The organism is Streptomyces sp. SM18 (assembly GCF_002910775.2).
Lineage (GTDB): Bacteria > Actinomycetota > Actinomycetes > Streptomycetales > Streptomycetaceae > Streptomyces > Streptomyces halstedii.
Genome location: NZ_CP029342.1, coordinates 743,416 through 769,850, shown reverse-complemented (window position 1 = coordinate 769,850; position 26,435 = coordinate 743,416). Strand labels below are relative to the sequence as shown.

The window sequence follows — 26,435 nt, the reverse complement described above, 5'->3', positions numbered from 1 at the left end:
ACGCTCGAATGCCGGGAATCAATAGAGAGGCTCGGCCGGTGCGTCGGCCTCTCGATTCCCCACCGCTTCTCCGGATCGCCTCCTCGCGATTCCTCCGGCCGCAATCCGGCCTATCCGCTGAATGAAACACGCATGAAGTACGGGTAACAGCCGGACGGCTGCCCGCTGTGAGCGGCCTGATGCCGCCTTCCGTCTGTGCGGCGGAATTACGTGGAGAGATCCACGTAATGACGTAAGGGTTCACGCAAGGTGTCGAGCATGGAGAGGACGGTCGGATGTCGGGCCGGGACGCACAATCGCTGGTCGACCATTTCCGTATGGTTCTGGGCGAACATTCGCAAGAGCACATCTTCCGTTTCCTCGTGGACGGTGAGGGCGAGCCCCAGGCCCTCGGCAACGCGGAGCTGGACCTCCGGGCCCGCACCGTCGCCGCGATGCTGCGGGAACGTTTCCCCGCAGGAGCACGCGCCCTGATCATGTGCCCGGCCGGGCTGGACTACGTCATCTCCTTCTTCGCCTGCCTGTACGCCGACGTCGTCGCCGTACCCGTCTACCCGCCGGACCCGGCGTTCCCGATGCGGACCCTGCCGAGGCTGGTCGGCATCGTCGAGGACGCCGAGCCCGCGGTGGTCCTGGCCCCGGCCGAGACGGTCGCGCTGGTCGACCGCTTCGCCGAACACGCCCCGGCGCTCCGGGACATCCACTGGCTGGCCGTGGACGAGCTGGACACCGCCGCCGCGGACGGCTGGCGCGAACCCGGCACCCGCCGTGACGACCTCGCCTTCCTCCAGTACACCTCCGGCTCCACCAACCGCCCCAAGGGCGTGATGGTCAGCCACGGCAACCTGATGGCCAACATCGAGGGCATCCACCGGCAGTTCTTCCTGGACGACCCCCGCCAGCACATGGTCAGCTGGCTGCCGCCCTTCCACGACATGGGCCTGATCATGGGGCTGCTCACCCCCGCCTACGCCGGGTTCCCCGTCACGTTCATGTCGCCGTACTCGTTCCTCAAGCGGCCGCTGCGCTGGCTGCGCGCGATCTCCGACGCCGGCGGCACCGCGAGCGCCGCCCCCAACTTCGCGTACGACCTCGCGGTCGCCAAGGTCACCGAGAAGGACCGCCGGACGCTGGACCTGAGCACCTGGAAGGTCGCCATCAACGGTGCCGAGCCGGTCCGGGGGCAGACCCTGGAGCGCTTCACCGAGGCCTTCGCCCCGTGCGGCTTCCGGCACAGCACCCACGCACCGTCCTACGGACTCGCCGAGGCCACGCTGGCGGTGTCCACCGGGGACCCCACCGCGGTCCCCGTCCACCGCGACCTGCGGGCGGAATCCCTCCTCGCGGGCGTCGCCGAGGAGGCGGGCCCCGGTGAGGCGGTGCGCCCCCTGCCCAGCTGCGGCACCACCCAGGACGGCCAGCGGGTCCTCGCCGTGGACCCGGAGACCCACGCCGCCCTCCCGGACAACCGGGTCGGTGAGCTGTGGATGGCGGGCCCGAGCGTGGCGCACGGCTACTGGCAGCGCGCCGGCATGACCGAGGAGACCTTCGGGGCCCGCCTCGACACCGGGGAGGGACCGTTCCTGCGCACCGGTGACCTCGGATTCCTGGACGGCGGCCAGATCTACGTCACCGGCCGCATCAAGGACGTCGTCATCGTCGCCGGGCGCAACCACTACCCGCAGGACATCGAACGCACCGTCGAGAGCGCCGCCCCGGGCCTGCGCCAGGGCTGCGGTGTGGCCGCCGCCCGCGAGATCGACGGCGAGGAACGCCTCGTCGTCGTCCAGGAGTACCGCGGCAGCCGTGCGCCCGAGGACCGCGCCCGGGTCATCGAGGCGATCCGCGCCGACGTCTCCCGGGAGCACGGGCTGCGGGCCCATGTGGTCGCCCTCGTCCGCACGGGGACCGTGCCCAAGACCTCCAGCGGCAAGCTCCGGCGCCAGGACTGCGTGGACGCCCTCCTCGCCGGGACCACCGAGCCCATCGCGCTCTGGCGGGCCGACGAGGCGGAGACCGGCCCCGCCCCCGCACCGGTGGGGCCCCCGGCCCCCGGCGCCGTCGAGATCGAGCTGTGGCTGCGCGAGGCGCTGGCCGAGGCGACCGGCACCACGGTGGCCGCCGTCGATCCGGAGCTGCCGTTCGCCGGATACGGGCTGCGGTCCGTGGAGATGGTCACGATGGTCGGCGACCTGGAACGCCGCCTCGGGGTCCCGCTGGAACCCGGTGTCGTCTGGGAACACCCCACCGCGGCCAAGCTCGCCCGGCACCTGGCGGGAGAGCCCGCCCCGGCCGACGCACCCGCTCCGGCCGACGCGCCCGCCCCGTCCGCCGCGCCCCTCGACGAGCCGGCCACCACCCTCGCCGCCCCCGCGCCCGCCACCGCCCCCCTCGCCGCCCCGGCCGGACCCCCGGCCGACGAGCCCGTCGCCGTCATCGGCATCGGCTGCCGCTTCCCCGGCGGCGTGGACGGCCCGGACAGCTTCTGGCAGCTGCTCAGCGAAGGCCGCGACGCGGTCACCGAGGTCCCCGCCGACCGGTGGAGCACCGAGGAGTTCACCGACGACGACCCGTCCGCGCCCGGCCGCACCAACAGCCGCTGGGGCGGGTTCATCGACGGTGTGGACCGCTTCGACGCCGGTTTCTTCGGCATCTCGCGGCAGGAAGCCGACCGCATGGACCCCCAGCAGCGGCTGCTGGCCGAGGTCACCTTCGAGGCACTGGAGAACGCGGGCGTGCCCACGGACAGCCTGTCCGGCTCGCGCACCGGGGTGTTCGTCGGCATCTCCAGCTTCGACTACGCCACCGGCCAGCTCGCCGACCTCGACGCCATCGACGTCTTCACCGGCACCGGCAGCGCCCTCAGCATCGCCGCCAACCGCCTCTCCTACCTCCTGGACCTGCGCGGCCCCAGCATCGCCGTGGACACCGCCTGTTCCTCCTCCCTGGTGGCGGTGCTCCAGGCCTGCGCGGGCCTGGCCAACGGGGACTGCGACCTGGCGGTCGCCGGCGGCGTCAACCTGGTGCTGTCCCCGGCGTTCGCCATCAACTTCAGCAAGGCCGGGGTGATGTCGGCCGACGGCCGGTGCAAGCCGTTCGACGCGAGCGCCGACGGATACGTACGGTCCGAAGGCGCCGGGGCGGTGATCCTCAAGCCGCTCAGCCGGGCCCTGGCCGACGGCGACCCCGTGTACGCCGTGATCCGGGGCGGGGCCGTCAACCAGGACGGCGCCAGCAACGGCCTGATGGCCCCCAACCCGCGCGCCCAGGAAGCGGTGGTGCGCGCCGCCCACGCCAAGGCCGGCGTACGCGCCGCCGACATCGCCTACGTGGAGGCACACGGAACCGGCACCATCCTCGGCGACCCCATCGAGGCCAAGGCCCTCGGCGCGGTGCTCGGCGAAGGCCGCGACCCCAACCGGCCCTGCCTGATCGGCTCGGTCAAGTCCAACCTCGGTCACATGGAGGCCGCCGCGGGCATGGGCGGTCTGATCAAGGCCGCCCTGATGGTCCGCCACCGCACGGTGCCCCCGACCCTGCACTACACCGAGCCCAACCCGCACATCCCCTTCGACGACCTGCCCGTCCGCGTCGCCGACACCCTGCGGCCGTGGCCCGTCCAGGACGCTCCCGCCCTCGCCGGGGTCAGCTCCTTCGGCTTCGGCGGGACCAACGCCCACCTGGTGGTGGAGGAGCCGCCGTCCGCCGTACCCGCCCGCACCGAGGCCGGGGGCGCCGTCCTGCTGACCGTCTCCGCCCGCGACGGCCAGGCCCTGCGCGACCTCGCCGTCCGCCACGCGGACAAGCTCACCGACACCACCCCCGTGAGCGCCTTCGCGTCCGCCGCCGCCGTCCGCCGCGCCCACCACGAACACCGTCTGGCCTGCGTCGGCGGCACCCCCGGTGAACTGCGCGCCGCGATCGAGGCGTTCGGCCGTGGAGAGGAGGTCCCCGGCCTCAGCTCCGGCGTACGCCGGGCCGGCCTCCGGTCCCGGCCGGTGTTCGTCTTCTCCGGGCAGGGGCCCCGCTGGTGGCCGCTGGCCGCCGACCTGCTCCACGGCGACCTCGCCGCCGAGAAGAGCTTCCGCGCCGTCCTCGAACGTGCCGACGCCCTGCTGCGCCGCCACACCGACTGGTCGCTGCTCGACCAGCTCACCGCCGACCCGGCCCGCTCCCGGCTCCTGGACACCGCGGTCGGCCAGCCCGCCCTGACCGCCGTCCAGATCGCCCTGGCCGCCCTGTGGCGCTCCTGGGGTGTCGAACCCGCCGCGGTCGTCGGACACAGCGTGGGAGAGATCGCCGCGGCCCATGTCGCGGGGGCGATCTCGCTGGAGGACGCCCTCCTGATCGCCCTGCACCGGGGCACCGTCCTGCACGCCGCCACCGGCAAGGGGCGGATGGCCGTCGTGGGCGTCTCCCTGGAACGGGCCCGCGAGATCCTCGCCGAACGCACCCCCGGACCGGTGTGGACCGCCGCCGCCAACAGCCCGCACTCCACCGTCTTCTCCGGCGAGGGCGCGGTCCTGGAGGAGTTCGCCAAGTCCCTGGAGGCCGACGGCCTCTACGCCAAGGTCCTGGAATCCGTCGAGTTCGCCTCCCACTGCCCGCTGATGGAGCCCGTCGCCGCCGAGCTGTGGCGGCTCCTGGCCGACCTGAGGCCCCGCGCCACGGCCGTCCCCCTGGTCTCCACCGTCACCGGCGAGACCCTCGCGGGCGAGCGGCTCGACGCCGAGTACTGGGCGTCCAACCTCACCAGGCCGGTGCTGTTCGACACCGCCGTGACCGGGCTCGCGGAGACCGGCCACAACGTCTTCGTCGAGATGTCACCGCACCCGATGCTCACGGACGCGGTCACCGAACGGCTGGCGGCCTCCGGGGACGGCGTCGCGGTGTCCTCGCTCCGCCGGGAACAGCCCGGCCGCGCCACCGTGCTCGGTGAACTGGGCCGCCTCTACACCGCCGGCCACCGGATCGACTGGACCCGCGTCCACGGCCCCGCCGGGCCCCTGGCCGACCTGCCCACCTACCCCTGGCAGCGCACCCGGAACTGGTACGAGCAGCCCGCCCGCCGCCGGACCGCGCACCGCGGCCACCCGGTCCTGCGGGACCGTACGGCCTCGGCGCTCCCCCCGCACACCGTCCACTGGTCGGCCCCCGTCGACCTGGCGGAGTTCCCGTATCTGACGGACCACCAGGTCGGCGGCAGCCCCGTGCTGCCCGCCGCTCTCGTCCTGGACGCCGCGCTCGCCGCGGCCAGCGCACACCTCTCGGGCGACGCGGCCCTGGAGGACGTCACGTTCAGCCGGCTCACCGTCGTGCCCGAGCGGAGCGACGCCACCACGCTGCAACTCGTCCTGGTACCCGGGACCGCCGAGACCGGCACGCTGCGCCTGTTCACCCGGGCCGGCGCCGACGACGAGTGGACCGAGGCCGCACGGGCCTCCTTCCGCCCCGCCGCCCCCGCCGCCGGCACCGAACCGCTCGACGCCGTACGCGCCCGCTGCGCCACCTCCGCCCCGGTCGCCGACCACTACGCCGCGCTGCGCGGCGCCGGTCTGGAGTACGGCCCCGCCTTCCAGGGGATCGAGGAGCTGTGGCGGGGCCGGCGCGAGGTCGTCGCCCGGCTCAGCGAACGCGGTGCGCTGACCACCGACCGTGGCGCCCACCCGGTGCACCCGGCCGTCCTCGACAGCGCCCTCCAGGCGCTCGGCGCCGCCCTGGACGCCCAGGACCAGCCCCTGGACGCCACGTACCTCCCGGTGGCCACCGGCGGGTTCACCCTCTTCACCGACCGTGCCGAGCCCCGCTGGGCACACGCCTCGGTCACCGCGCCGCGGCCCGGCGCCGAGGAGATCACCGGCGCGAGCGTCGTCCTCTACGACGACGCGGGCACACCCGTCGGTGAGATCACCGGCATCACCCTCAAGCGCCTCGACCGCACCGGGACGGCCGACCCGTTCGACGAGGCGCTCCTCGACATCGCCTGGCGCCCCGCCCCCCTCACCGCCCCCGACTCCGGGCGCCGGCCCGGCACCTGGCTGCTGTTCACCGACGCGGGGGGCACCGCCGACGCCCTCGCCACCGAACTGCGCGCGCGCGGCGGCCGCTGCCTGACCGCCGCCGCGGGCCCCGCCTACCGCAAGGTGGACACGGACCACTACGAACTCGACCCGTCCCGCGCCGAGGACATGGCCGCGCTGCTGGCCGGCCTGGCAGCCGAGGGCACCGTCCCCGACGGGATCGTCCAGGCCTGGACGCTCGACGTCACCCTCACCCCGGACGGCCCCGAGCGGGAGTTCCCCGCCGCCCGGGACGCCGCGTGCCTGCCCGCGCTCCACCTCGTACAGGAACTCGCCCGCGCGGGGACGGACCCCGCGCCCCGCCTGGTGCTGCTCACCCGCGGCGCCCAGCGCGTGGCCGACGCGGACCGGCCGGACGTCGGACAGGCGCCCCTGTGGGGCCTGGCCCGGGTGATCGGCCTGGAGCACACCGAACTGCGGTCCACGGTCGTCGACCTGGACCCGGCCCGCCCCGGCGGCGAGAGCGGCCGGCTGCTCGCCGAGGTACTGCGCGACGGCGCCGACGACCAGGTCGCCCTGCGGGGTGAGGCGCGCCTCACCCCCGCGCTCCAGCCGTGGACGGCCCCCGTCCGGTCCGTCCGTGAGGCCCGCCCCGCCTGGTCCTTCGACGCCGCCCGCGACGGCAACCACCGGCTGCTGACCGACCGCCCCGGCAGCCTCGCCGGTCTCGGCGCCACCTGGTGGCGGCGCACCCCGCCGGGCCCCGGACAGATCGAGATCGAAGTCGCCGCCGCCGGCCTGAACTTCAGCGACGTGCTCAAGGCCCTCGACACCTACCCCGGCGCCGAAGGCGTCGTGCCGCTGGGCGCCGAATGCTCCGGCCGCGTCAGCGCGGTCGGTGAGGGGGTGACCCGGCTCCGGGCCGGTGACCGCGTCATCGCCACGGGTCCCAGCTGCATGGCGGCCTTCGTCACCCTCGACGAGCGCCTGGCCGTCGCGGCTCCGCCGACCCTCGACGACGACCAGGCCGCCGCCCTGCCCCTCGCCTTCCTCACCGCCGTCCACGGCCTCGAACACCTCGCCCGCCTGCGGGACGGGGAGACCGTACTGGTCCACTCCGCGACCGGTGGCGTCGGTCTGGCCGCGCTCCAGATCGCCCGCCGGCGCGGCGCCCGCGTCTTCGCCACTGCCGGCACCCCCGAGAAGCGGGCCCTCCTGCGTGATCTGGGCGTCGAGCACGTCATGGACTCCCGCACGGTCGCCTTCGCCGACGAGATCACCGCGCTCACCGGCGGCCGGGGCGTCGACGTCGTCCTCAACTCCGCCTCCGGCGAAGCCCTCGTACGGTCCCTGCGGCTGCTCGCGCCCGGCGGGCGCTTCGTGGAGATAGGCAAGCGCGACATCTACGACAACAGCCACATCGGCCTGGAACTGTTCAAGGACAACCGCGCCTTCTTCGCCGTGGACCTGGAACGCACCATCCGCGACCGGCCCGAGGAGATCGCCGCGCTCTTCGCCGACGTGGTCCAGGGCTTCGCGGACGGCGACTTCAGCGCCCTGCCCGTCACCGTCCATCCCTTCGCCGACGCCACCGAGGCCTTCACCGCCATGGCCAAGGCCCGCCACACCGGCAAGATCGTCCTGCGCCCGGCCGCCGACGAGACCGTCACCACCGCCCCCGGCGCCCCGCCCGTACGCCCCTGCGGCACCTACCTCGTCACCGGCGGCCTCGGCGCGCTCGGCCTGGAGACGGCCCGCTACCTCGTCGGGCAGGGCGCCCGGCACCTGGCCCTGGTCGGCCGCGGCGCGCCCGGCCCCGACGCCGAACGCGTCCTCACCGACCTGCGGACCCGCGCCGAGGTCACCGTCCTCGCCGCGGACGTCTCCGAACGCGCCGAGGTCGACGGGCTGCTGGCCCGCGTCGACGGCTCCATGCCGCCGCTGGCCGGCATCGTCCACGCCGCGGGCATCCTCGACGACGGTCTGCTCACCGGCCTGGACGCCGACCGCTTCCGGTCCGTCGCCGCCCCGAAGTCGGCCGCGGCCTGGCACCTGCACCGGGCCACCCTCGACCGCGCACTCGACTTCTTCGTCCTGTACTCCTCGGCCGCCGCCGTCCTCGGCTCGGCCAGCCAGGGCAACTACGCCGCCGCCAGCGCCTTCCTCGACGGCCTGGCCCACCACCGGCGTTCACACGGCCTGCCCGCGCTGAGCATCGACTGGGGCCCGTGGTCGAGGATCGGCCTCGCCGCCCGGCCCGACCGGGGCGGCGCCCTGTCCACCCGGGGCATCCGGAGCATCAGCCCCGAGCAGGGCATCGCCGTCCTCGACCGGCTGCTGAGCGGCACCGCCACCCAGGTCTGCGTCCTGCCGGTGGACCGGGCCAGACTCCGCGAACACCCCGGTGGCGGCCTGCTGCGCACCCTCCTGGACGACCCCGGCCAGGAACACGACGGCGGCGCGGGACCGGCGGACGACGTCCACCGGCGGATGCTCGCCGTCGAACCCGGCCGCCGCCGCAGGGCCGTCCTGACCGAACACTGCCGGGCCGTCGCCGCCGGCCTCCTCGGCGGCGACCCCGCCGCCGTCGACGCCGGGGCACCGCTCACCAGCATGGGCTTCGACTCGCTGCTCTCGCTGGAGCTGCGCAAGTCGCTGGAGTCCTCGCTGCGCGTCCCCCTGCCCTCCACCGTGACCTGGCGCTTCCCGACCATCGACGCGCTGGTGCCCTACCTGGCCGACCGCATGAAGATCGCGCTGGAGAGCGAACGGGCCGAGGACGACCAGGACCCGCGGCCCGCGCCCGGCCCACGGACCCTGCCGGAGGTACCGGCCGTTGCGGACGGCACGGGCCCGGACACCGCGGACGCGGCGCCGGACCTCGACGCGATGACCACCGCGGAACTCGAAGCACTCCTCATGGCCAAGACGAAGCAGATCGACGAAGGGGGTCAGCGATGACGGCACCGGGAACGGGCACGGGAGCGGCCGAGGCGCTCAAGCGGGCCTATCTGACGATGGACCGGCTCCAGCGCCAGGTCGACGCGTACGAGCGGGCGCGCTCCGAGCCCATCGCCGTCGTCGGCACGGGCTGCCGCTTCCCCGGCGGCGTCACCGACGCCGAGAGCTACTGGCGGATGCTGGCCGACGGCGTCGACGCCGTCGGCGACATCCCCGGCACGCGCTGGGACCACGAGGCGTTCTACGACGAGGAGGCCGGCAGGCCCGGCAAGATCTACACCCGCGCCGGGGCGTTCCTCGACGACATCGAGTCGTTCGACCACGACTTCTTCGGGATATCCAAGCGCGAGGCCCTGGCGATGGACCCGCACCAGCGCCTCAGCCTCCAGGTGTGCTGGGAGGCCCTGGAGAACGCGGGCCGGGCCCCGTCCGGCCTGGCCGGCAGCCGTACCGGCGTCTTCATGGGCGCCGCCTCCTGGGACTACATCACCGCGCAGATCCGCCACCCGGACGACGTGAGCGCCTACAGCAGTTCCGGTGCCGCCCCGTCCTTCGTACCGGCGCGCATCGCCTACCTCCTCGACCTGCGCGGCCCCAACCTCACCATCGACACCGCCTGCTCCTCGTCCCTGCTCGCCGTCCACCAGGCCGCCCAGAGCCTGCGCCTGGGGGAGTGCGACATGGCCCTGGCCGGCGGGGTCAACGTGGTGCTCTCGCCGATGCTGATGATCTCCCAGTCGCAGTTCGGCTCGGTCTCCCGCAAGGGCCGCGCCATGGCCTTCTCCGACAGCGCCGACGGCTACGTGCGCGGCGAGGGCTGCGGTGTCGTCGTCCTCAAGCGGCTGTCCGACGCACAGCGTGACGGCGACCGGGTCCTGGCCGTGGTGCGCGGCGGGGCCGTCAACCAGGACGGCCGCAGCGCCGGCATCACCGCGCCCAACGGGGCCGCGCAGCGCGAGGTGTTCCGCAGCGCCCTGGCCGCCGCCGGGACGGCACCCGAGCGGATCGGCTACATCGAGACCCACGGCACCGGCACCCGCCTCGGCGACCCCATCGAGGCCGAGGCGCTGGCCGACGTGTACGGGCGCCCGAGCGGCCCGGAGGTCTATCTCGGCGCCGCCAAGACCAACTTCGGCCACCTGGAGGCCGCCGCGGGCATCGCCGGTCTCATCAAGGCCGCGCTCTGCCTGGACCGCGCCCAGATCCCGCCGAACCTCCACTTCACCCGGCTGAACTCCAACATCTCCTTCGACGGCACCACCTTCCAGGTGCCCACCCGCCTCACCCCGTGGCCGGAGACCGAGGGCCGCCGCGTGGCCGCGGTGAGCAGTTTCGGCCTGAGCGGCACCAACGCCCACCTGATCCTGGAGCAGGCCCCGCCGCCCGCCCCGCCCGCCGCCGCGGACGACCGCAGGCCCGCCTCCGTCCTCACGCTGTCCGCCCGCACCGAGAGCGCGCTGAGCGCCCTCGCCGGCCGGTACGCCGAGCGCCTGGCCGAGGACGACCCCACCCCGCTGGCCGACCTGTGCTACTCGGCGGGCACCGGACGCAGCCACTTCCGCCACCGCCTCGCCGCCGTCGGCACCGGCCGCGAGGAGGTCGCCGGGCGGCTGGCCGCCTTCGCGCGCGGCGAGACGGACACCGGCCTGGTCCAGGGCGAGGCCGACAGCCCCGAGGTCGTCTTCCTCTTCACCGGCCAGGGCGCCCAGCGCCCCGGTATGGCCCGCGGCCTGTACGACACCCAGCCCACCTTCCGGGACGCGGTCGACGCGTGCGCCGAGATCCTCCGCCCGGTCCTGGACCGGCCGCTGCTCTCCGTGCTCTTCCCCGACGACCCCGACGACACGCGGATCAACGACACCGCCTACGCGCAGCCCGCCACCTTCGCCGTCGAGTACGCCATGGCCCGGCTGTGGCAGTCCTGGGGCGTCACCCCCGCCGCCGTCATCGGCCACAGCCTCGGCGAGTGCGTCGCGGCCTGCGTGGCGGGCGTGATGTCCCTGGAGGACGGCCTGACGTTCGTCGCCGAACGCGCCCGCGTCATCGACGCGTTCTCCCTGCCCGGGTCCATGGCCGCCGTGTTCGCCTCCGAGGAGGTGGTCGCCGCCGAGATCGCCGCGTACCCCGGACAGGTCGCGATCGCCGCGGCCAACGGCCCCGCCAACACCGCGATCTCCGGTGAGCGGGACGCGGTGGAGGCCGTGTGCGCGGCCCTGGCCGCCCGGGGCGTCGAGGCCAAGAAGCTGCACATCGCCTCCGCCGGGCACTCCCCGTGCATGGACCCCGTCCTGGAGCCGCTGCGCCGCGCCGCCGAGAAGATCACCTTCAGCGCCCCCCGCGTCCCGCTGGTCTCCAACGTCACCGGCACCCTGTGGCCGTGGGACCAGGTGCCGGACGCCGACTACTGGTGCCGGCACCTGCGCGGCACCGTACGGTTCGCCGACGGCGTACGGACCCTGCGCGAGATGGGCTACCATACCTACGTCGAGGTCGGCCCCGCCCCCACGCTGCTCGGCGTCGTCAGCGACGCCCTGCCGCCCGGCCACGACGACCTGCTGCTGCCCAGCCTGCGGCCCAAGCAGGACGAGTGGGAGGTCCTGCTGCCCACCGTCGCCGAGCTGTACGCGGCGGGCGTGCCGGTCGACTGGGACGGCTTCGACGGCGACTACACCCGCGCCAGGACGCCGCTCCCCACCTACCCCTTCGACCGGGTCGACTGCTGGCAGCCCCTACGGCCCTGGGACGGCACCGCCGCCGTTGCCGAGGAGACCTCCGGGACCGGGGACGGCCCCCGCACCCGGTCCACCCGCGCCGGGAGGCGCGCGTCGCGCGGCCGGCGCCGCACCAGCCGCATCCCGACCGCCGCCGACCTGCTGGCGCTGGCCGAGGACGAGCGTCTGACGACGCTGCGCACCCAGTTCGCGCTCGGCATCAAGGACGTCCTCGGCTCCACCTCCACCGACATCGGGCTGGACGAGCCGCTGACCGGCTTCGGACTGGACTCCCTGATGGCCGTCGAACTGCGCAACGAGATCCAGAGCAGACTGGGCCTCACCCTGAAGATCACCGAGTTTCTCGGCGGGGCGACCATCAGCAGCCTCGCCGGGCGCGTCGTCGAGGAGCTGTCGGCGACAGCCGGCGCCTCCCCGGCGGACCAGGTACGGAACGGAGGCGAGGCGCCCGGCGCGATCCGGCGGGCGCCTCGCGCCGCGGACGCCGCCGCCGCGCTGCTCGACGAACTCACCGGTACCACCGCGCCGGGGTCCGGTCCGGAGACACGCCCGTGACCGACGACCTCGCCCGGAGACTGGCCGCCCTCAGCCCCGAGGAGCGCGCCCGGTTCGACGCCCTGATGGCCGAGCGCCCCTCCGAGGACACGTTCCCGCTGGCGGTCCTGCAACGCGGCACCTGGTTCCTCGAACAGCTCCGCCCCCGCAACCCCGGCTACATCGTGCCCGGCGCGGTGCGTGTCGAGGGCACCCTCGACACCGGCCTGCTGCGCGCCGCGGTCGCCGAGGTGGTACGCCGCCACGAAGCCCTGCGCACCACCTTCGAGCTCCGTGACGGCGCACCCGTCCAGGTCGTCCACGCGCACCTGGACATCGAGGTCCCCGAGACCGACCTCAGCGGTCCCGCGTACTCCGACGCCGACCGCCGCACCTGGATCGACGAGGCACTCGCCACCCCCTTCGACATCGACACCGGCCCGCTGCTGCGCGTACGGCTGCTGCGCACCGGCCCCGAGCGGTCCGCGCTCGTCGTCGCGATGCACCACCTCGTCTCCGACCGCTGGTCCCTCGCGGTCTTCCTCTCCGAACTCTCCGAGCTCTACGAGGCGTTCGCCGCGGGCCGCCCCTCTCCGCTGCCCGAACTCCCCATCCAGTACGGCGACTTCTCCGCCTGGCAGCACCAGCGGCTCGACGACGGCGGCTGGCAGGAGGACCTCGCGTACTGGCGTGAGCACCTCGCCGGCGCTCCCCCCGTGCTCGACCTGCCCACGGACCGGCCCCGCCCCGCCGTCCAGGGCTTCAACGGCGGCTCCGTCCCCATCGACCTCCCGGCCGAACTCGTCGGCCCGCTGGCCGCGCTGGCCGGCCGGCACGGCGCGACCCCGTACATGGCACTGCTCGCCGTCTTCCAGATCCTGCTGCACCGCTACACCGGCCAGGAGGACGTCGTCGTCGGCGTGCCCACCGCGCTGCGCGGGCGCGCCGAGGTCGAGCCGCTCATCGGGTACTTCGTCAACACCCTGCCCATCAGGGCGGACCTCTCCGGCGACCCCGCCTTCGAGACGGCCCTGACCCGGGTCCGTGACGCCTGCCTGGGCGCCTACGGCCACCAGGAGATCCCCTTCGAGCTGATCGTCGCGGACCTCAACACCGCCCGCGACCTGAGCCGCCCCCCGGTCTACCAGGTCAGCTTCAGCTACGGCCGCGAGCCCGTGCCCCCGCGTGCCATGGGCGGCGCCCGCCTCGAACGGCTCCCGGTCAGGAGCGAGGGTGCCCGTTTCGACCTGGAACTCCAGGCGTTCGACACCGACGGCCGCGTCACCGGCTGGTTCGAGTACGACCGCGACCTGTTCGACGAGGCCACCGTCGTCCGGCTGGCCGGCCACTTCCGCCGCCTTGTGGAACAGGCCGTCGCCCGCCCCGGCTCGCCCATCGGCTCCCTCGACCTCTTCGACGAGGCGCGGCTCCTCGCGACGACCGGGGCGTGGAACGCCACCGACCGGCAGTGGCCCGACGGCCTGGTGCACGAGTGCGTCGAGCGGCGGGTCCGCGACACCCCGGACGCCGAGGCCGTCCGTTTCGAGAGTGCCTCGCTCACGTACGCCGAGCTGAACGGCCGCGCCAACCGGCTCGCCCGGCTGCTGCGCGCCCACGGGGTGGGCCGCGACGTCCTCGTCGGCCTGGCCCTGGAGCGCTCCGTCGAGCTGGTCGTGGCCCTCCTCGCCGTCCTGAAGGCCGGCGGGGCGTACGTCCCCCTCGACACCGACCTGCCCTCCGGCAGGCTCGCCGACATCGCCGAGGACGCCGAGCCCTCCGTGGTGCTCACCCACGGCGCCCTGGGCGAGCGGCTGCCCGCCCTCGGCTGCCCGGTGCTGCGGGTGGAGGACCTCACCGCGGAACTGTCCGGCCTGTCCCCGGACGACCTGGGCGTCGGGGTGGACGGCGAGGACCTGGCGTACGTCATCTTCACCTCGGGCTCCACCGGCCGCCCCAAGGGCGTGATGAACGTCCACGCGGCCCTGCGCAACCGGCTGCTGTGGATGCAGGACGCCTACGGCCTGGACGGCACGGACCGGGTGCTCCAGAAGACGCCGTTCTCCTTCGACGTCTCCGTGTGGGAGTTCCTCTGGCCGCTGATGACGGGCGCCACCCTCGTGGTCGCCCGGCCCGGCGGGCACCGCGACTGCGGGTACCTCGCCGACACCGTCGAGGCCGAGAGGATCACCACCGTCCACTTCGTGCCGTCCATGCTCCAGCTCTACCTCGCCGAACCCCCCGCGAAGTCCGCCGGGCTGCGCCGCGTCCTGTGCAGCGGCGAGGAGCTGACCCGCTCCCTGCACGACCGCTTCCTCGGCCTCCACCGGGCCGAGCTGCACAACCTGTACGGCCCCACCGAGGCGGCCATCGACGTGAGCGCCTGGCACTGCGCCGCGGGCGACGGCTCCGGCCCCGTACCGCTGGGCCGCCCCATTGCCAACACCCGCCTCTACGTCCTGGACCGCCACGACCGGCCCCTCCCGCCCGGCATCCCCGGCGAACTGTGCATCGGCGGCCGGGGCCTGGCCCGGGGTTACCTCAAACGCCCTGAGCTGACGGCCGAGCGCTTCACCGAGGACCCCTTCGTGCCGGGCGCCCGCGTCTACCGCACCGGCGACCTCGCCCGCTACCGCGCCGACGGCGCCCTGGAGTTCCTCGGCCGCCTCGACCACCAGGTCAAACTGCGCGGCCAGCGGCTCGAACTGGGCGAGATCGAGGCCGTGCTGACCCGGCACGGCGCGGTGCGCGAGGCGGTCGTCACCGCCCGGGAGCACGCCCCCGGCGACATCCGCCTCGCCGCGTACGTCACCGTCACGGGCGACACGCCGCCGGCCCCCGGCGCACTCGCCGGCCATCTGCGCGGATACCTGCCGGAGTACATGGTCCCGGCCTCCTTCACCGTGCTCGACGCCCTGCCGCTGACCCCCAGCGGCAAGACCGACCGCAAGGCCCTGCCCGAACCGCGCCCGGACCGCCCGGAATCCGGGACCCGGTTCGTCGCGCCCGAGAACGGCACCGAACACGCGCTCGGCGACCTGTGGCGCCGCCTGCTGGGGGCCGAGCGCGTCGGGATGCGGGACAACTTCTTCGACCTGGGCGGCCACTCCCTGCTGATGGCCGAGTTCCGTACCGAACTGGCCGCCACGCTCGGCCACGAACTGACCATGGTCGAGCTGTTCCAGCACCCCACCGTCGAGTCGCTCGCCGCCTACCTGGGCGGCGGCACACCCGACGACTCCGAGAACGTCACGCACGGCGCCAGGCAGCGCGCACAGAACCGACGACAGTCCCGAAACCGGCGGCAGCAGGCAGCCGAACGCCGGGCTTCCTCCCGCGGAGACAGGTGATCCACGTGCCACAGCCAGACCATGACCAGGACCTCGACCGCGTCGCCATCATCGGCATGGCCGGCCGCTTTCCCGGCGCCGACGACGTGCCGACCTTCTGGACCAACCTCGAACAGGGCCGCGAGGGCATCAGCCACTACGCGGACGAGGAACTCGCCGACTCCGGCGTCGAACCGGCGGTCCTGGCCCAGGACGGCTACGTCAGGGCCAAGGGCGCGCTGGAGGGCGCCGACCTCTTCGACGAGGGCTTCTTCGGCTACAGCCCCCGCGAGGCCGAACTCCTCGACCCCCAGCACCGCGTCTTCCTCGAATGCGCCTGGCACGCCCTGGAGTCCGCCGGGATCGACCCGGCCCGCTTCGAAGGCCGTATCGGCGTCTTCGCCGGCAACGGCCTCAACACCTACCTGCTGTTCAACCTGATGAGGAACCAGCGGGTGCTGGACTCCTCCGGCATGTACCAGGTGATGCTCGCCTCGGACAAGGACTTCCTGGCCACCCGCACCGCGTACAAACTCGGCCTGAAGGGCCCGGCGGTCACCGTCCAGACCGCCTGCTCCACCTCGCTCACCGCCGTGCACCTGGCCTGCCAGAGCCTGCTGAACGGGGAATGCGACATCGCCCTGGCCGGCGGCGTGTCCGTCAGCTCCCCGCTGCACGGCGGCTACGCCTACGAATCCGGCGGCATCCTCTCCCCGGACGGCACCTGCCGCGCCTTCGACGCCGACGCCGAAGGCACCGTGCCCGGCAACGGGGCGGGCATCGTCGTGCTGCGCCGCCTCGCCGATGCCCGCACCGAGGGCGACACCGTGGACGCGGTGGTGCTCGGCAGCGCCGTCAACAACGACGGTTCCCTCAAGGCCGGTTACACCGCGCCCAGCGTGGACGGACAGGCCGAGGTCGTCGCCGAGGCGCTGGCCCTGGCCGACGTCGATCCCGCCACCGTCGGCTTCGTGGAGACCCACGGCACCGGCACCCCCCTCGGGGACCCCATCGAGATCGCCGCCCTCACCCGCGCCCACCGCGCGGGCACGGACGAGCGGGGCTACTGCGCCATCGGCTCGGTCAAGAGCAACGTCGGCCACCTCGACGCGGCCGCCGGTGTCACCGGCCTGATCAAGGCAGCCCTCGCCCTCAAACACGAGGCCATCCCGCCGACCCTGCACTGCGAGCGGCCCAACCCCGGCCTGGAGCTGGACACCAGTCCCTTCTACGTCAACTCCGAACTGCGCCCCTGGCCCCGTGCGGACGAGCCGCGCCGCGCCGGGGTCAGCTCCTTCGGCATCGGCGGCACCAATGTGCACATCGTCCTGGAGGAGGCCCCCGCCCCGGAGCCGGACCCCCTCGACGAGGGCGACCGGAGCACCGGCACCACGACGGAAGGCCCCGCCCGCCTGCTGCCGCTCTCCGCGAAGTCCGCGCCCGCGCTCGCCGAGGCCGCCGCACGCCTCGCCGACCACCTCGAAGCCGGTCCCGGCGGCTCCCTCGGCGCCGTCGCCGACACCTTGGCCCGGCGCCGGGCCGCCTTCCCGCACCGCGCCACCGTCGTCGCCCGGACCACCGGCGAAGCCGTCGACGCGCTGCGCGGCCTCGCGGGCGACGCCCCCCGGACGCCCGCGTCCGACACCGCCCCGGTCGCGTTCCTCTTCCCGGGACAGGGCGCCCAGTACCCGGGCATGGCCCGTGACCTCTACGCCCGCGAGCCCGTCTTCCAGGCCGAGTTCGACCGGTGCGCCGAGCTCTTCGCCCCCTACCTGGGCGAGGACCCGCGCACCCTGGTCCTCGGCCGCGACGACCCGGAGGCGGCCGAGCGGCTGCGGCAGACCCGCGTCGCCCAGCCCGCGCTGTTCTGCGTCGAATACGCCCTCGCCCGGCTCTGGCAGTCCTGGGGTGTCCGGCCGCGCGCCATGGTCGGCCACAGCATCGGGGAGTACGTGGCCGCCTGCCTGGCCGGGGTGTTCTCCCTGGAGGACGCCGCGCACCTCGTCGCCGCACGCGGCCGCCTGGTCCAGGAGATGCCGCGGGGCGCCATGCTCAGCGTCTTCCTCTCCGAGGAGGAGACCGCCGCCCGCCTCGGCGACGGTCTGTCGGTGGCCGCCGTCAACTCCAGCGCGCTCACCGTGGTCTCCGGCACCCCGCAGGCCGTGGACGCCCTGGAACAGCGGCTCACCGGCGAGGGGATCGGCTGCCGCCGCCTGCACACCTCGCACGCCTTCCACTCGCCCGACATGGACGGCGCGGTCGGCCCCCTGACCGACGAGGTGCGCAAGGTCGTCCTGCACCCCCCGACGATCCCGTTCCTCTCCAACGTCACCGGCACCTGGATCACCGAGGAACAGGCGACCAGCCCCGAGTACTGGGGCACCCACCTGCGCAGGCCGGTCCGGTTCCGCGACGCCCTCGACACCCTGCTCGCCGACCCCCTCCTCGTCCTGGTCGAGGCCGGACCCGGCCAGAACCTCGCCAACTTCGCGCGCGCCCACCACGACTGGACACCAGACCGCACCGTGGCCGGTTCCCTGCGGCACCCCGGCGACCGGACCCCCGACGACGCCCACCTGCTGGCGGGCCTCGGCACCGTGTGGAGCGCGGGCGCCGACGTCGACTGGGACGCCGTGCACGGCCCGGACCGGCACCTCCCGGTCAGGCTGCCGGGGTACGCCTTCCAGCGCCGCCGTTACTGGGTGGAGCCCACCGAGACCGCCGGCCCGGCGCCCGGCGCGGAGCCCGCCGTCACCACCGCCGCCGACTGGTTCTACACCCCCGGCTGGCAGCGGCTGCCCCTCCCCGCCCGGAGCGCGGCACGGGCCACCGGAGACACCTGGGTCGTCCTCGGCGCGGAACTCCCGCTCGGGGACAGCCTCGCCACCCGTCTCGCCGCCACCGGGGACCAGGTCGTACGCGTCACGGCGGGCACCGCCCTGGAGCACGACGGCTCCGGCACCTGGACCCTCGACCCCGCCGACCGGGACCATCTGGGCGCCCTCGTCCGGTCCCTGGCCGCACCCCCCTTCACGACCCCGGACACCGGGCGCGTCCGCCTCGTCCATCTGTGGGCCACCGCCCACGGCGCGGACCAGGACCGGACGTCCGCCGCCGAACGGCTGGACACCGCCCGGCGTACCGGCTTCGACGGCCTCGTCGCCCTCGCCCAGGCCGTCGGCGCCGAACGGCCGCCCGTACCGGTCACGGTCGAGGTGCTCTGCCGCGGCGTGTACGACGTCACCGGCGACGAGACCCTGCGGCCCGAGAACGCCCTGCTGCTCGGCGCGGCCACGGTCATCCCCCAGGAGACCGCCGGCACCACCTGCCGCGTCCTGGACGTCACCGGCACCGACCCGGCCGCCCCCGGCGAGGACGCCGTCCACGCCCTGCTGAGCGCCCTCACCGGCCCGGACACCGGAGCGGAGATCGCCCTGCGCGGACGCCACTGGTGGGCGCGCGGCTTCGACCGGGCCGACTGGATCGGCCGGCCCGCCCCCGGCGACACCGGGCCCACCGGACCGCGCGACGGCGGCGTCTACCTCGTCACCGGCGGCCTCGGCGGCATCGGTCTGGCCGTCGCCGAGCACCTCGCCGAGACCGCCGACCGCCCGGTCCTCGGTCTGCTGGGCCGCTCCGCGTTCCCGCCGCCGGAAGACCGGGACGCCTATCTCGCCGCGCACGAGGACAGCGACCCGACCGCCTTCCGCATCCGGCGGCTCCGGCACCTCGAATCGCTCGGCGCCCGCGTCGTCCTGCTGCGCGCCGACGTCACCGACCAGGAGCAGATGAGCCGGGCCGTGGACGAACTGCGGTCCACCGCAGGGCCGTTGAACGGTGTGGTGCACGCGGCCGGAGTGCCCTCCCAGGGCATGATCGTCACCAAGTCCCCGGCCGAGTCCGGCCAGGTGCTCGCCGCCAAGACCCACGGTCTGCTCGTCCTCGAGGAGGTCTGCGCCGGGGACGAGCTGGACTTCATGCTGCTGTGCTCCTCCGTCACCGCCGTCCTCGGCGGGCCGGGCCAGAGCGACTACGCCGCGGCCAACGCCTTCCTCGACGCGTGGGCGCAGGACAAGCGCCGTACGACGGGACTGCCCGTCACGGCCGTGGGATGGGACACCTGGCGGGACGTCGGCATGGCCGCCGGCCTCGCCGACCGGTTCGGGGGCGGCACCGGCACCCCGCTGGACGGCCACCCCCTCCTGCGGCGCCTGGTCCGCTCGACGCCCACCTCACGCACGTACACCACCGTCCTGACCACCGCCGACAGCTGGATCGTCGGCGACCACCGCATCCAGGACCACGGCCTCGTACCGGGGACCGCCTACCTCGAACTCGTCAGGGCCGCCGTCGCCGAGCAGGCCGCCGGACGGGACGTCGAGATCAGCGACGTGCAGTACCTCGTGCCCGTGGTGGTGCCCGACGGACAGTCCCGCGAGGTCTTCACCACTGTCGAGGAACGCGACGGACGGTGGCACTTCGCCGTACAGAGCCGGGCCGGTGCCCCCGGAGCCGTGACCTGGACCGACCACGCGCGCGGCACCGTCGCCTTCCTCGACCCGGAGCCGGACGTCGTACGCGACCTCGACGCGCTTCTGGCCGCCTGCGAGGTGACGGACGTCCTCGACACCGACGAGTCGATCAAGCTCGGGCTCCGTCTGGACCGCTTCGAGAAGGGCGGCCCGATCGAGTTCTCCTTCGGACCGCGCTGGAAGTGCATGAAGGAGATCCAGGTCGGCCCCGAGCGGGTGATGGCCACCCTCAGGCTCGACGAGGAGTACCACGGCGACCTCGACCACTACCTGCTGCACCCGGCGCTGCTCGACGCGGCCGGCGGCACCGCCCGCGTCCACGCGCCGGACACCTACTACCTGCCGTTCAGCTACCGCTCCCTGCGCGTCCACCACGGGCTGACCAGCACCGTGCACGCCTACGTCGAGGTGAAGGAGGCCGCCGACTCGGCGGGCGAGACCAGCACCTGCGACATCGAACTCCTCGACCCGGACGGCCGGCTCCTCGTCAGGATCGCCGACTTCACCATCAAGCGGATCAACGACCTGGAGGGGCTGCGCGACCAGATAGCGCGCGCCGCCGAGCCGCCCGAGCCCGGCGCGGACGGGGACGGCTCCGACGAGCCGGCCGGCGCCGGTGTGCTGCGCGTCCTCGCCGAAGGCATCACCGAGCAGCAGGGCAAGGACGTCTTCGGCCGCCTCCTCGCCACCCCCGGCCTCCCCGGCCACCTCGTCGTCTGCCGCCGCGAGTTCACGGCCGTACGCGAGCTGGCCCGCTCCCTGACCCCGGACCTCCTGGAGCGGGAGATGGAGCGGCTCGCCCCGCCCGGCGGCACCCACCCGCGCCCCGAACTGGCCACGCCGTACGTCGCCCCCCGCACCGACCGCGAGCGGGACGTCGCCGAGGTCTGGCAGGAGATCCTGGGCGTCGACCGGGTCGGTGCCGACGACGACTTCTTCGCCCTCGGCGGTCACTCGCTGGCCGCCGTACAGATCGGCACCCGCGTCAAGAGCCGTCTCGGCGTGGAGCTCGACCTGCGGGCGTTCTTCGAGAACCCCACCGTGGCGCACACCGCCGTGCTGCTGGACGCGGGGCCCGGCTCCGGGACCCCGGCCCGCCCCGAGGACGTCATCGAGGTCATCGACCGCGACGCCCCGGAGCCGGACCTCGACCTGGACCTGCTCGCGGAACTCTCCGACGAGGAGGTCGAGGCCCAGCTGCGCGAGTTGCTCGCCACGGACGTACCCGAACAGGAGGGCACGGCATGAGCGGCACCGACGCGGCCGGACAGGGGGAGACGGTGACGCCCCAGGACGCCCCCGTGGCGCTCGTGGCGGGCGGCGCGCGGGGAATCGGCCGGGCCGTCGCGCTGCGGCTCGCCCAGGACGGTTTCGACGTGGCGGTGTGCTACGCCTCCGACGCGGCCGCCGCCGAGAGCCTGGAGAAGGAGATCGGCGCGCTGGGGCGGCGGACGTACATCCGCCGTACCGACGTCAGCGACAGCGCCGCGGTGGAGGACCTGGTCGACGGGATCGAGGACACCCTCGGTCCGGTCGCGGCGGTGGTCACCTCGGCCGCCGTGCTGCGCGACGGTCCGCTGGCGGCGATGGAGGACGACGACTGGACCGATGTCCTCCAGGTCAATCTCGACGGCACGTACTACGTCTGCCGGACCGTCATCAACGGCATGATCGAGCGCCGGCGGGGGGCGATCGTGACGATGTCGTCGATCGCCGGCCTGCACGGCAATCCCGGGCAGACCAACTACGCCGCGTCCAAGGCCGGGATCATCGGGTTCACCAAGTCCCTGGCCCGCGAGGTCGGCCGGTACGGCATCCGCGCCAACGTGGTCGTGCCCGGCTTCGTCGCCACCGACCCCGTCATGGAACTGCCCGCCGACCTGCGGCAGCGGTTCACGGAGCGCATCCCGCTGGGGCGGTTCGGTGAGCCGCACGAAGTCGCCGACCTGGTCTCCTTCCTGCTCTCGGACCGGGCCGCGTACATCACCGGCACCACCTTCCAGATCGACGGCGGGGTCGCCGTCTGACCCCGCCCCGGCCGTCGGCGACGACGGCCACCACGGCACGAAGGACCATGGCCATGCGAATCCAGGCTGACACGGAGCGCTGCGTCGGTGCGGGCATGTGCGCGCTGACCGCCCCCGACTTCTTCGACCAGTCCGACGAGGACGGAACCGTCGTCCTGCTGCCGGACGGCCCGCGGGGGCCGGACGCCGACGAGGCCGCGCGGGAGGCGGTGGAGCGCTGCCCTTCGGGCGCGCTGACCCTCACCGACCGGCCTGCGTCTTGACCGAATCACCCTTTTGACCGACCGACCGACCGACGGCCGTCGGGGGAGCCCGTGGACGAGCCAGGCACGGGCCCCCGTGAACCGGAGTGAAGCGAAGGAGAAGCACATCGTGCGCAACCCGTGGTTTGCCCAGGGAGAGCCGCAGGACCGCCCCGGCGTCCGGCTCTTCTGCCTTCCCCACGCGGGCGGCAGCGCGGCGGTGTACCGGGAATGGCGCGACCTGGCCCCCGACCCGGTCCAGGTGCATCCCCTGGAGATCCCCGGCCGGGGCGGCCGCTGGGGCGAGCCCCCGGTCACCGACCTGGTGTTCCTGGCCGGGCTGCTGGCCGACGCCCTCGCGGAGTACCTGGACCGGCCCTACGCGCTGTTCGGCCACAGCATGGGCGGCCTGCTCGCCTTCGAACTCGCCAGGACGCTGCGCGGCCGGGGCCTGCCACGGCCGGAGCACCTCTTCGTCTCCGGCGCGCAGGCCCCCGAACTCCCGCGCACCCGGCGGCCGATCCACGCGGCGCCGGAGGCCGACGTGATCGACGAACTGCGCCGTCTCGGCGGCACACCGGCCGGGATCCTCGACGACGCGGGCCTGATGGAGCTGTTCCTGCCCACCCTGCGCGCGGACTACGCGATGCTGGAGACCTACCACTACCGTGACCGGCCTCCGCTCGCGGTGCCCATGACCGTGCTCGGCGGCGACGCCGACCCCGTTGTGGAGAAGGAGCGGCTGCACCTCTGGCGCCGGCACACCGACGCCCCCTCCCGGCTGGTGGTCCTCCCCGGCGACCACTTCTTCCTCTTCCCGGAGGTCGCGGACGTGATGGCCGCGGTCGCCGCCGCCCTGGTCCCGGCGGCCCCGGACGCCGTACCCGGTCCACAGCGCGGTGTGGCGTGAACACACGCCGGGCCGGTCCCCGTGGCGCGGCCCCGGACGCCCGCACCCCGGCCGGGTGGGCCCGGCCGCGGACGGCGCCGTCTCCGGGGCGAGGCCGGGCACCGTCACCCCGCTCAGCGTTCCGCGGCTCCGTGGGCACCGACGCCCACCGGACCCGCTCCCCGGAACACCATCCACTGGAGGACTCGTGACCGTGACCAGCCCCGGCGCCCGGATACTCTCGGTCGCCCATCACCAGCCGACCCGCGTGCTCACCAACGACGACCTGGCCGCCCTGGTCGACACCTCGGACGAGTGGATCAGATCCCGGGTCGGCATCGCCACCCGCCGTATCGCCGCCGAGGACGAGAGCGTCGCCGACATGGCGGTCGCCGCCGCCGCCAAGGCCGTGGCCCGAGCCGGTGTGGACGCCGCCGACATCGACCTGGTGACCGTCGCGACCTGCACCGCCGTGGACCGGATGCCCAGCGTCGCCGCCCGCGTCGCCCGTCGCCTGGACATCCCCACGGCGGCGGTCTTCGACCTCAACGCCGCCTGTGCCGGGTTCAGTTACGCGCTCGCCAACGCGGATCTGGCCCTGCGCGGCGGCAGCGGCCGTACGGCGCTCGTCATCGGGGCGGACAAGATGAGCGACTTCCTCGACTGGGAGGACCGCTCCACCTGCGTCATCTTCGGCGACGGAGCCGGTGCCGCGGTCGTCGGGGCCACCGACGAGGCGCGGTCCGACTGCATCGGGCCCGTGGTCTGGGGCTCCCGGCCGGAACGCGGCTCGGCCATCACCCTGGAGACCACCGGCCCGGCCGGCCCGCCCGCCCTCTTCCGCCAGGACGGACGGGTCGTCTACCGCTGGGCCCTGACCTCCCTCGCCCCGGTCGCCCGCGAGGCCTGCGAGCGGGCCCGGGTGGCCCCGTCCGACCTCGCCGCCGTCGTCACCCACCAGGCCAACCTGCGGATCATCGAAGCGGTAGCCGGGCAGATCGGAGCGCCCCAGGCGATCGTCGCCCGCGACGTCGTCGACTCGGGTAACACCTCCGCCGCCAGCGTCCCCCTCGCCCTGTCCAAACTCGTGGAACGCGGCGAGGTCCCCAGCGGGGCGCCCGTCCTCCTCCTCGGCTTCGGCGCCGGCCTGTCGTACGCGGCACAGGTGGTCGGCTGCCCCTGACGGCGGTGGCGCGTTCCGGTGGGCGCGGCCCCGGACCCCCGCCTCGGCGGGTGGTCCGGGACGGGCGGTGCCCGCTGAGCCGGCCGCCGTATCAGTCCTGCGGTCCCTCGGACACCTGGTGGAGGGCCCTGAGCCGGTCGACGGCGCGGAGCAGTGCGTCGAAGGCGTGCTGCTCCTGCCGCTGGGTGGTCTGAGCGGCGGTGATGCTCGTGCGGCGGCCGCGGATGTAGGCGTACCGCTCGAAACGGGCGAGCACGTCGGCCACGGCGGCCGACAGGGCTTCGGCGTCGGACGGTCCGGCAGGGGGAGTCATGGGCGGGAACCTTCGCAGGCAGGAGGGGCAGGACGTCGACGGTCCGTGAGGCGGCAGGCCGAGCGGCCTCAGGGGGCGCGTGGACCAGGGCGGGGGAGGGCGCGGTTCCGGGCCGGTGCGTCCGGCCCGCCCTTCCGGCTCGGAGTCCGGCGGACGAGCGACGCGGGGCGCGTGGGTGAGCCCCCGGCCGAAGCGCCGCCCCGGTCCGGGGCGCGGAGGAGCGACGGCGCACGGCGACGCGGTCACGGAGAGGGGGATCGGCACGGGGCTCCCAGGGCAGCTCGAATGAACTGCCGACCAGACTTCCCGGCGCACCGAGGCAAACCATACGTGAGCGGGCGGCCGTGCGGAGCGGGGTGAGCAGCGGCCGCCGTACGGCATGTGCCCGGAAGTGGGCGCGGAATTCTCACCCGTGAGCGAGGTGTGCGACCGCCGCTCGGCATCCGTCGTCCCCGGACGGTTTCCTATGCGACCGCTCTGCCCCGGTCAACCGGCCCCCACCGTACGAACGGGGCGGTTCGAGCGGTCCGCCCGGGGCCTCCCGGTCGCCGCCCCGCCACGCCGGGGGGCCGCCGAACCGGGTGACGCCCCCCGGGCGGCCGCGCCGCCACGCCCCGAGGCCGCCGCACACGGCCCCGCCGGGCCCCTTCGCCAGGCGGGGCCGTACTCCGTGTACCGCGCTGTGTGTTCTGTCTGACGGCGGCGCCGGACGCCGCACCCGAGTCCCGTTCAGGGCCCACCCGCTCGCTCGGGGCCCGACACCGCCGAGGGCCGCTCCTCAGACCGCGATCACCTTGATGCCGAGGTCGGTGAGGCGGGCGACCGTCTCGGCGGGCACGGCCGAGTCCGTGACGATGACGTCGATGTCGTCGAGCCCGCAGATCCGGGCGAAGGCCCGCTTCCCCAGCTTCGACGCGTCGGTGGCCACCACGACGCGCCGCGCGCGTCCGGCGAACAGCCTGCTGATGCTCGCCTCGTCCTCCTGATGGGCCATCACGCCCAGTCCGAGGTCGAGCCCGTCGATCCCCAGGACGGCCACGTCGAGCACGACCTCGTTCAGTACGCCGGCCGTCAACGGGCCCACCAGCTCGTAGGTCTGGGGGCGGGCCACGCCGCCGGTGAGCACGAGCTTGACCTGGGGGCGCACGGCGAGTTCGCCCGCGATGTTGAGTGCGTTGGTGACGACGGTGAGAACGGGTGCCGGGATGTCCGCCGCGTTGCGTCGTCCTCCGCCCGCCCGCAGTGCCAGCGCGCGGGCCACCTCGGTGGTGGTGGTCCCGCCGTTGAGCCCCACGACGTCTCCCTCGCCGACGAGTTCGGCGACGGCCGTGGCGATGCGCTGCTTCTCCGAGGCGTGCCGGGAGGACTTGTACCGCAGGGGCAGCTCGTAGGAGACGCCGTGCGCGAGGGCACCGCCGCGCGTGCGGACGAGCATCTTCTGTTCCGCGAGTTCGTCGAAGTCCCGGCGGACGGTCGCGGGGGAGACCTCCAGGGTGGCGGCGGTCTCGTCGACCTCCAGCCTGCCCTCGACCGCCAGCAGCTCCAGCAGCGCGTTCCACCGCTCATGTTTGGACATGTGCCGGAGCTCCTCCTTGACCCTTGTTCCACCCACGCGAGCGTCGCGAGGTGTGCCGGTGGGGCACTCGTCGGCCCGTGGGGAGCGTAACGCGTACGCG

The 26,435-nt window shown here is 74.3% G+C and carries 10 protein-coding genes; 8 read left to right on the top strand and 2 right to left on the bottom strand.

The genetic code is table 11. The features are described 5' to 3' along the window. The first annotated feature begins 317 nt into the window (after positions 1-317). The 8 genes from B9S64_RS03285 to B9S64_RS03250 all read left to right on the top strand — a co-directional run bounded on the left by B9S64_RS03285 (position 318) and on the right by B9S64_RS03250 (position 24,446). Positions 318-8,981: a type I polyketide synthase gene (locus tag B9S64_RS03285; protein WP_258317489.1), complete on the top strand. Its 8,664-nt coding sequence runs from the start codon at positions 318-320 to the stop codon at positions 8,979-8,981. Further along, entirely contained in the window at positions 8,978-12,268 is a 3,291-nt protein-coding gene (locus B9S64_RS03280; RefSeq protein WP_103492551.1) for a type I polyketide synthase, read from the top strand. The genes B9S64_RS03285 and B9S64_RS03280 overlap by 4 nt, the downstream gene beginning before the upstream one ends. Continuing rightward, positions 12,265-15,594, top strand: a complete 3,330-nt coding sequence (locus B9S64_RS03275; RefSeq protein WP_103492550.1) for a non-ribosomal peptide synthetase — start codon at positions 12,265-12,267, stop codon at positions 15,592-15,594. The genes B9S64_RS03280 and B9S64_RS03275 overlap by 4 nt, the downstream gene beginning before the upstream one ends. 5 nt (positions 15,595-15,599) lie before the next feature. Next, positions 15,600-21,353 (top strand): type I polyketide synthase, encoded by a 5,754-nt coding sequence (locus B9S64_RS03270; protein WP_258037964.1) that lies wholly within the window; start codon positions 15,600-15,602, stop codon positions 21,351-21,353. Beyond that, positions 21,350-22,132 carry a 3-oxoacyl-ACP reductase FabG gene (fabG, locus tag B9S64_RS03265; RefSeq protein ID WP_103492549.1) on the top strand — a complete coding sequence of 261 codons (783 nt, stop codon included), beginning with the start codon at positions 21,350-21,352 and terminating at the stop codon, positions 22,130-22,132. The genes B9S64_RS03270 and fabG overlap by 4 nt, the downstream gene beginning before the upstream one ends. A gap of 53 nt (positions 22,133-22,185) precedes the next feature. Further along, a complete protein-coding gene (locus B9S64_RS03260) occupies positions 22,186-22,395 on the top strand; it encodes a ferredoxin (RefSeq protein WP_103492570.1) in 210 nt (69 codons plus the stop codon). Between the two features lie 76 nt (positions 22,396-22,471). Further along, complete coding sequence (locus tag B9S64_RS03255) at positions 22,472-23,284, top strand: thioesterase II family protein (protein ID WP_228873194.1); 813 nt, start codon at positions 22,472-22,474, stop codon at positions 23,282-23,284. 187 nt (positions 23,285-23,471) lie between these two features. Beyond that, complete coding sequence (locus tag B9S64_RS03250; RefSeq protein ID WP_258037963.1) at positions 23,472-24,446, top strand: beta-ketoacyl-ACP synthase III; 975 nt, start codon at positions 23,472-23,474, stop codon at positions 24,444-24,446. Between the two features lie 91 nt (positions 24,447-24,537). On the opposite strand, the gene B9S64_RS03245 is transcribed toward B9S64_RS03250, so the two are convergent. Together B9S64_RS03245 and B9S64_RS03240 are read right to left on the bottom strand one after the other, a co-directional pair. Continuing rightward, the gene (locus B9S64_RS03245; RefSeq protein ID WP_103492548.1) at positions 24,538-24,759 is read right to left on the bottom strand and encodes a hypothetical protein; all 222 of its coding nucleotides are present in this window, start codon (positions 24,757-24,759) and stop codon (positions 24,538-24,540) included. 778 nt (positions 24,760-25,537) lie between these two features. Next, a complete protein-coding gene (locus tag B9S64_RS03240) occupies positions 25,538-26,335 on the bottom strand; it encodes a DeoR/GlpR family DNA-binding transcription regulator (RefSeq protein WP_103492547.1) in 798 nt (265 codons plus the stop codon). Positions 26,336-26,435 lie beyond the last annotated feature (100 nt).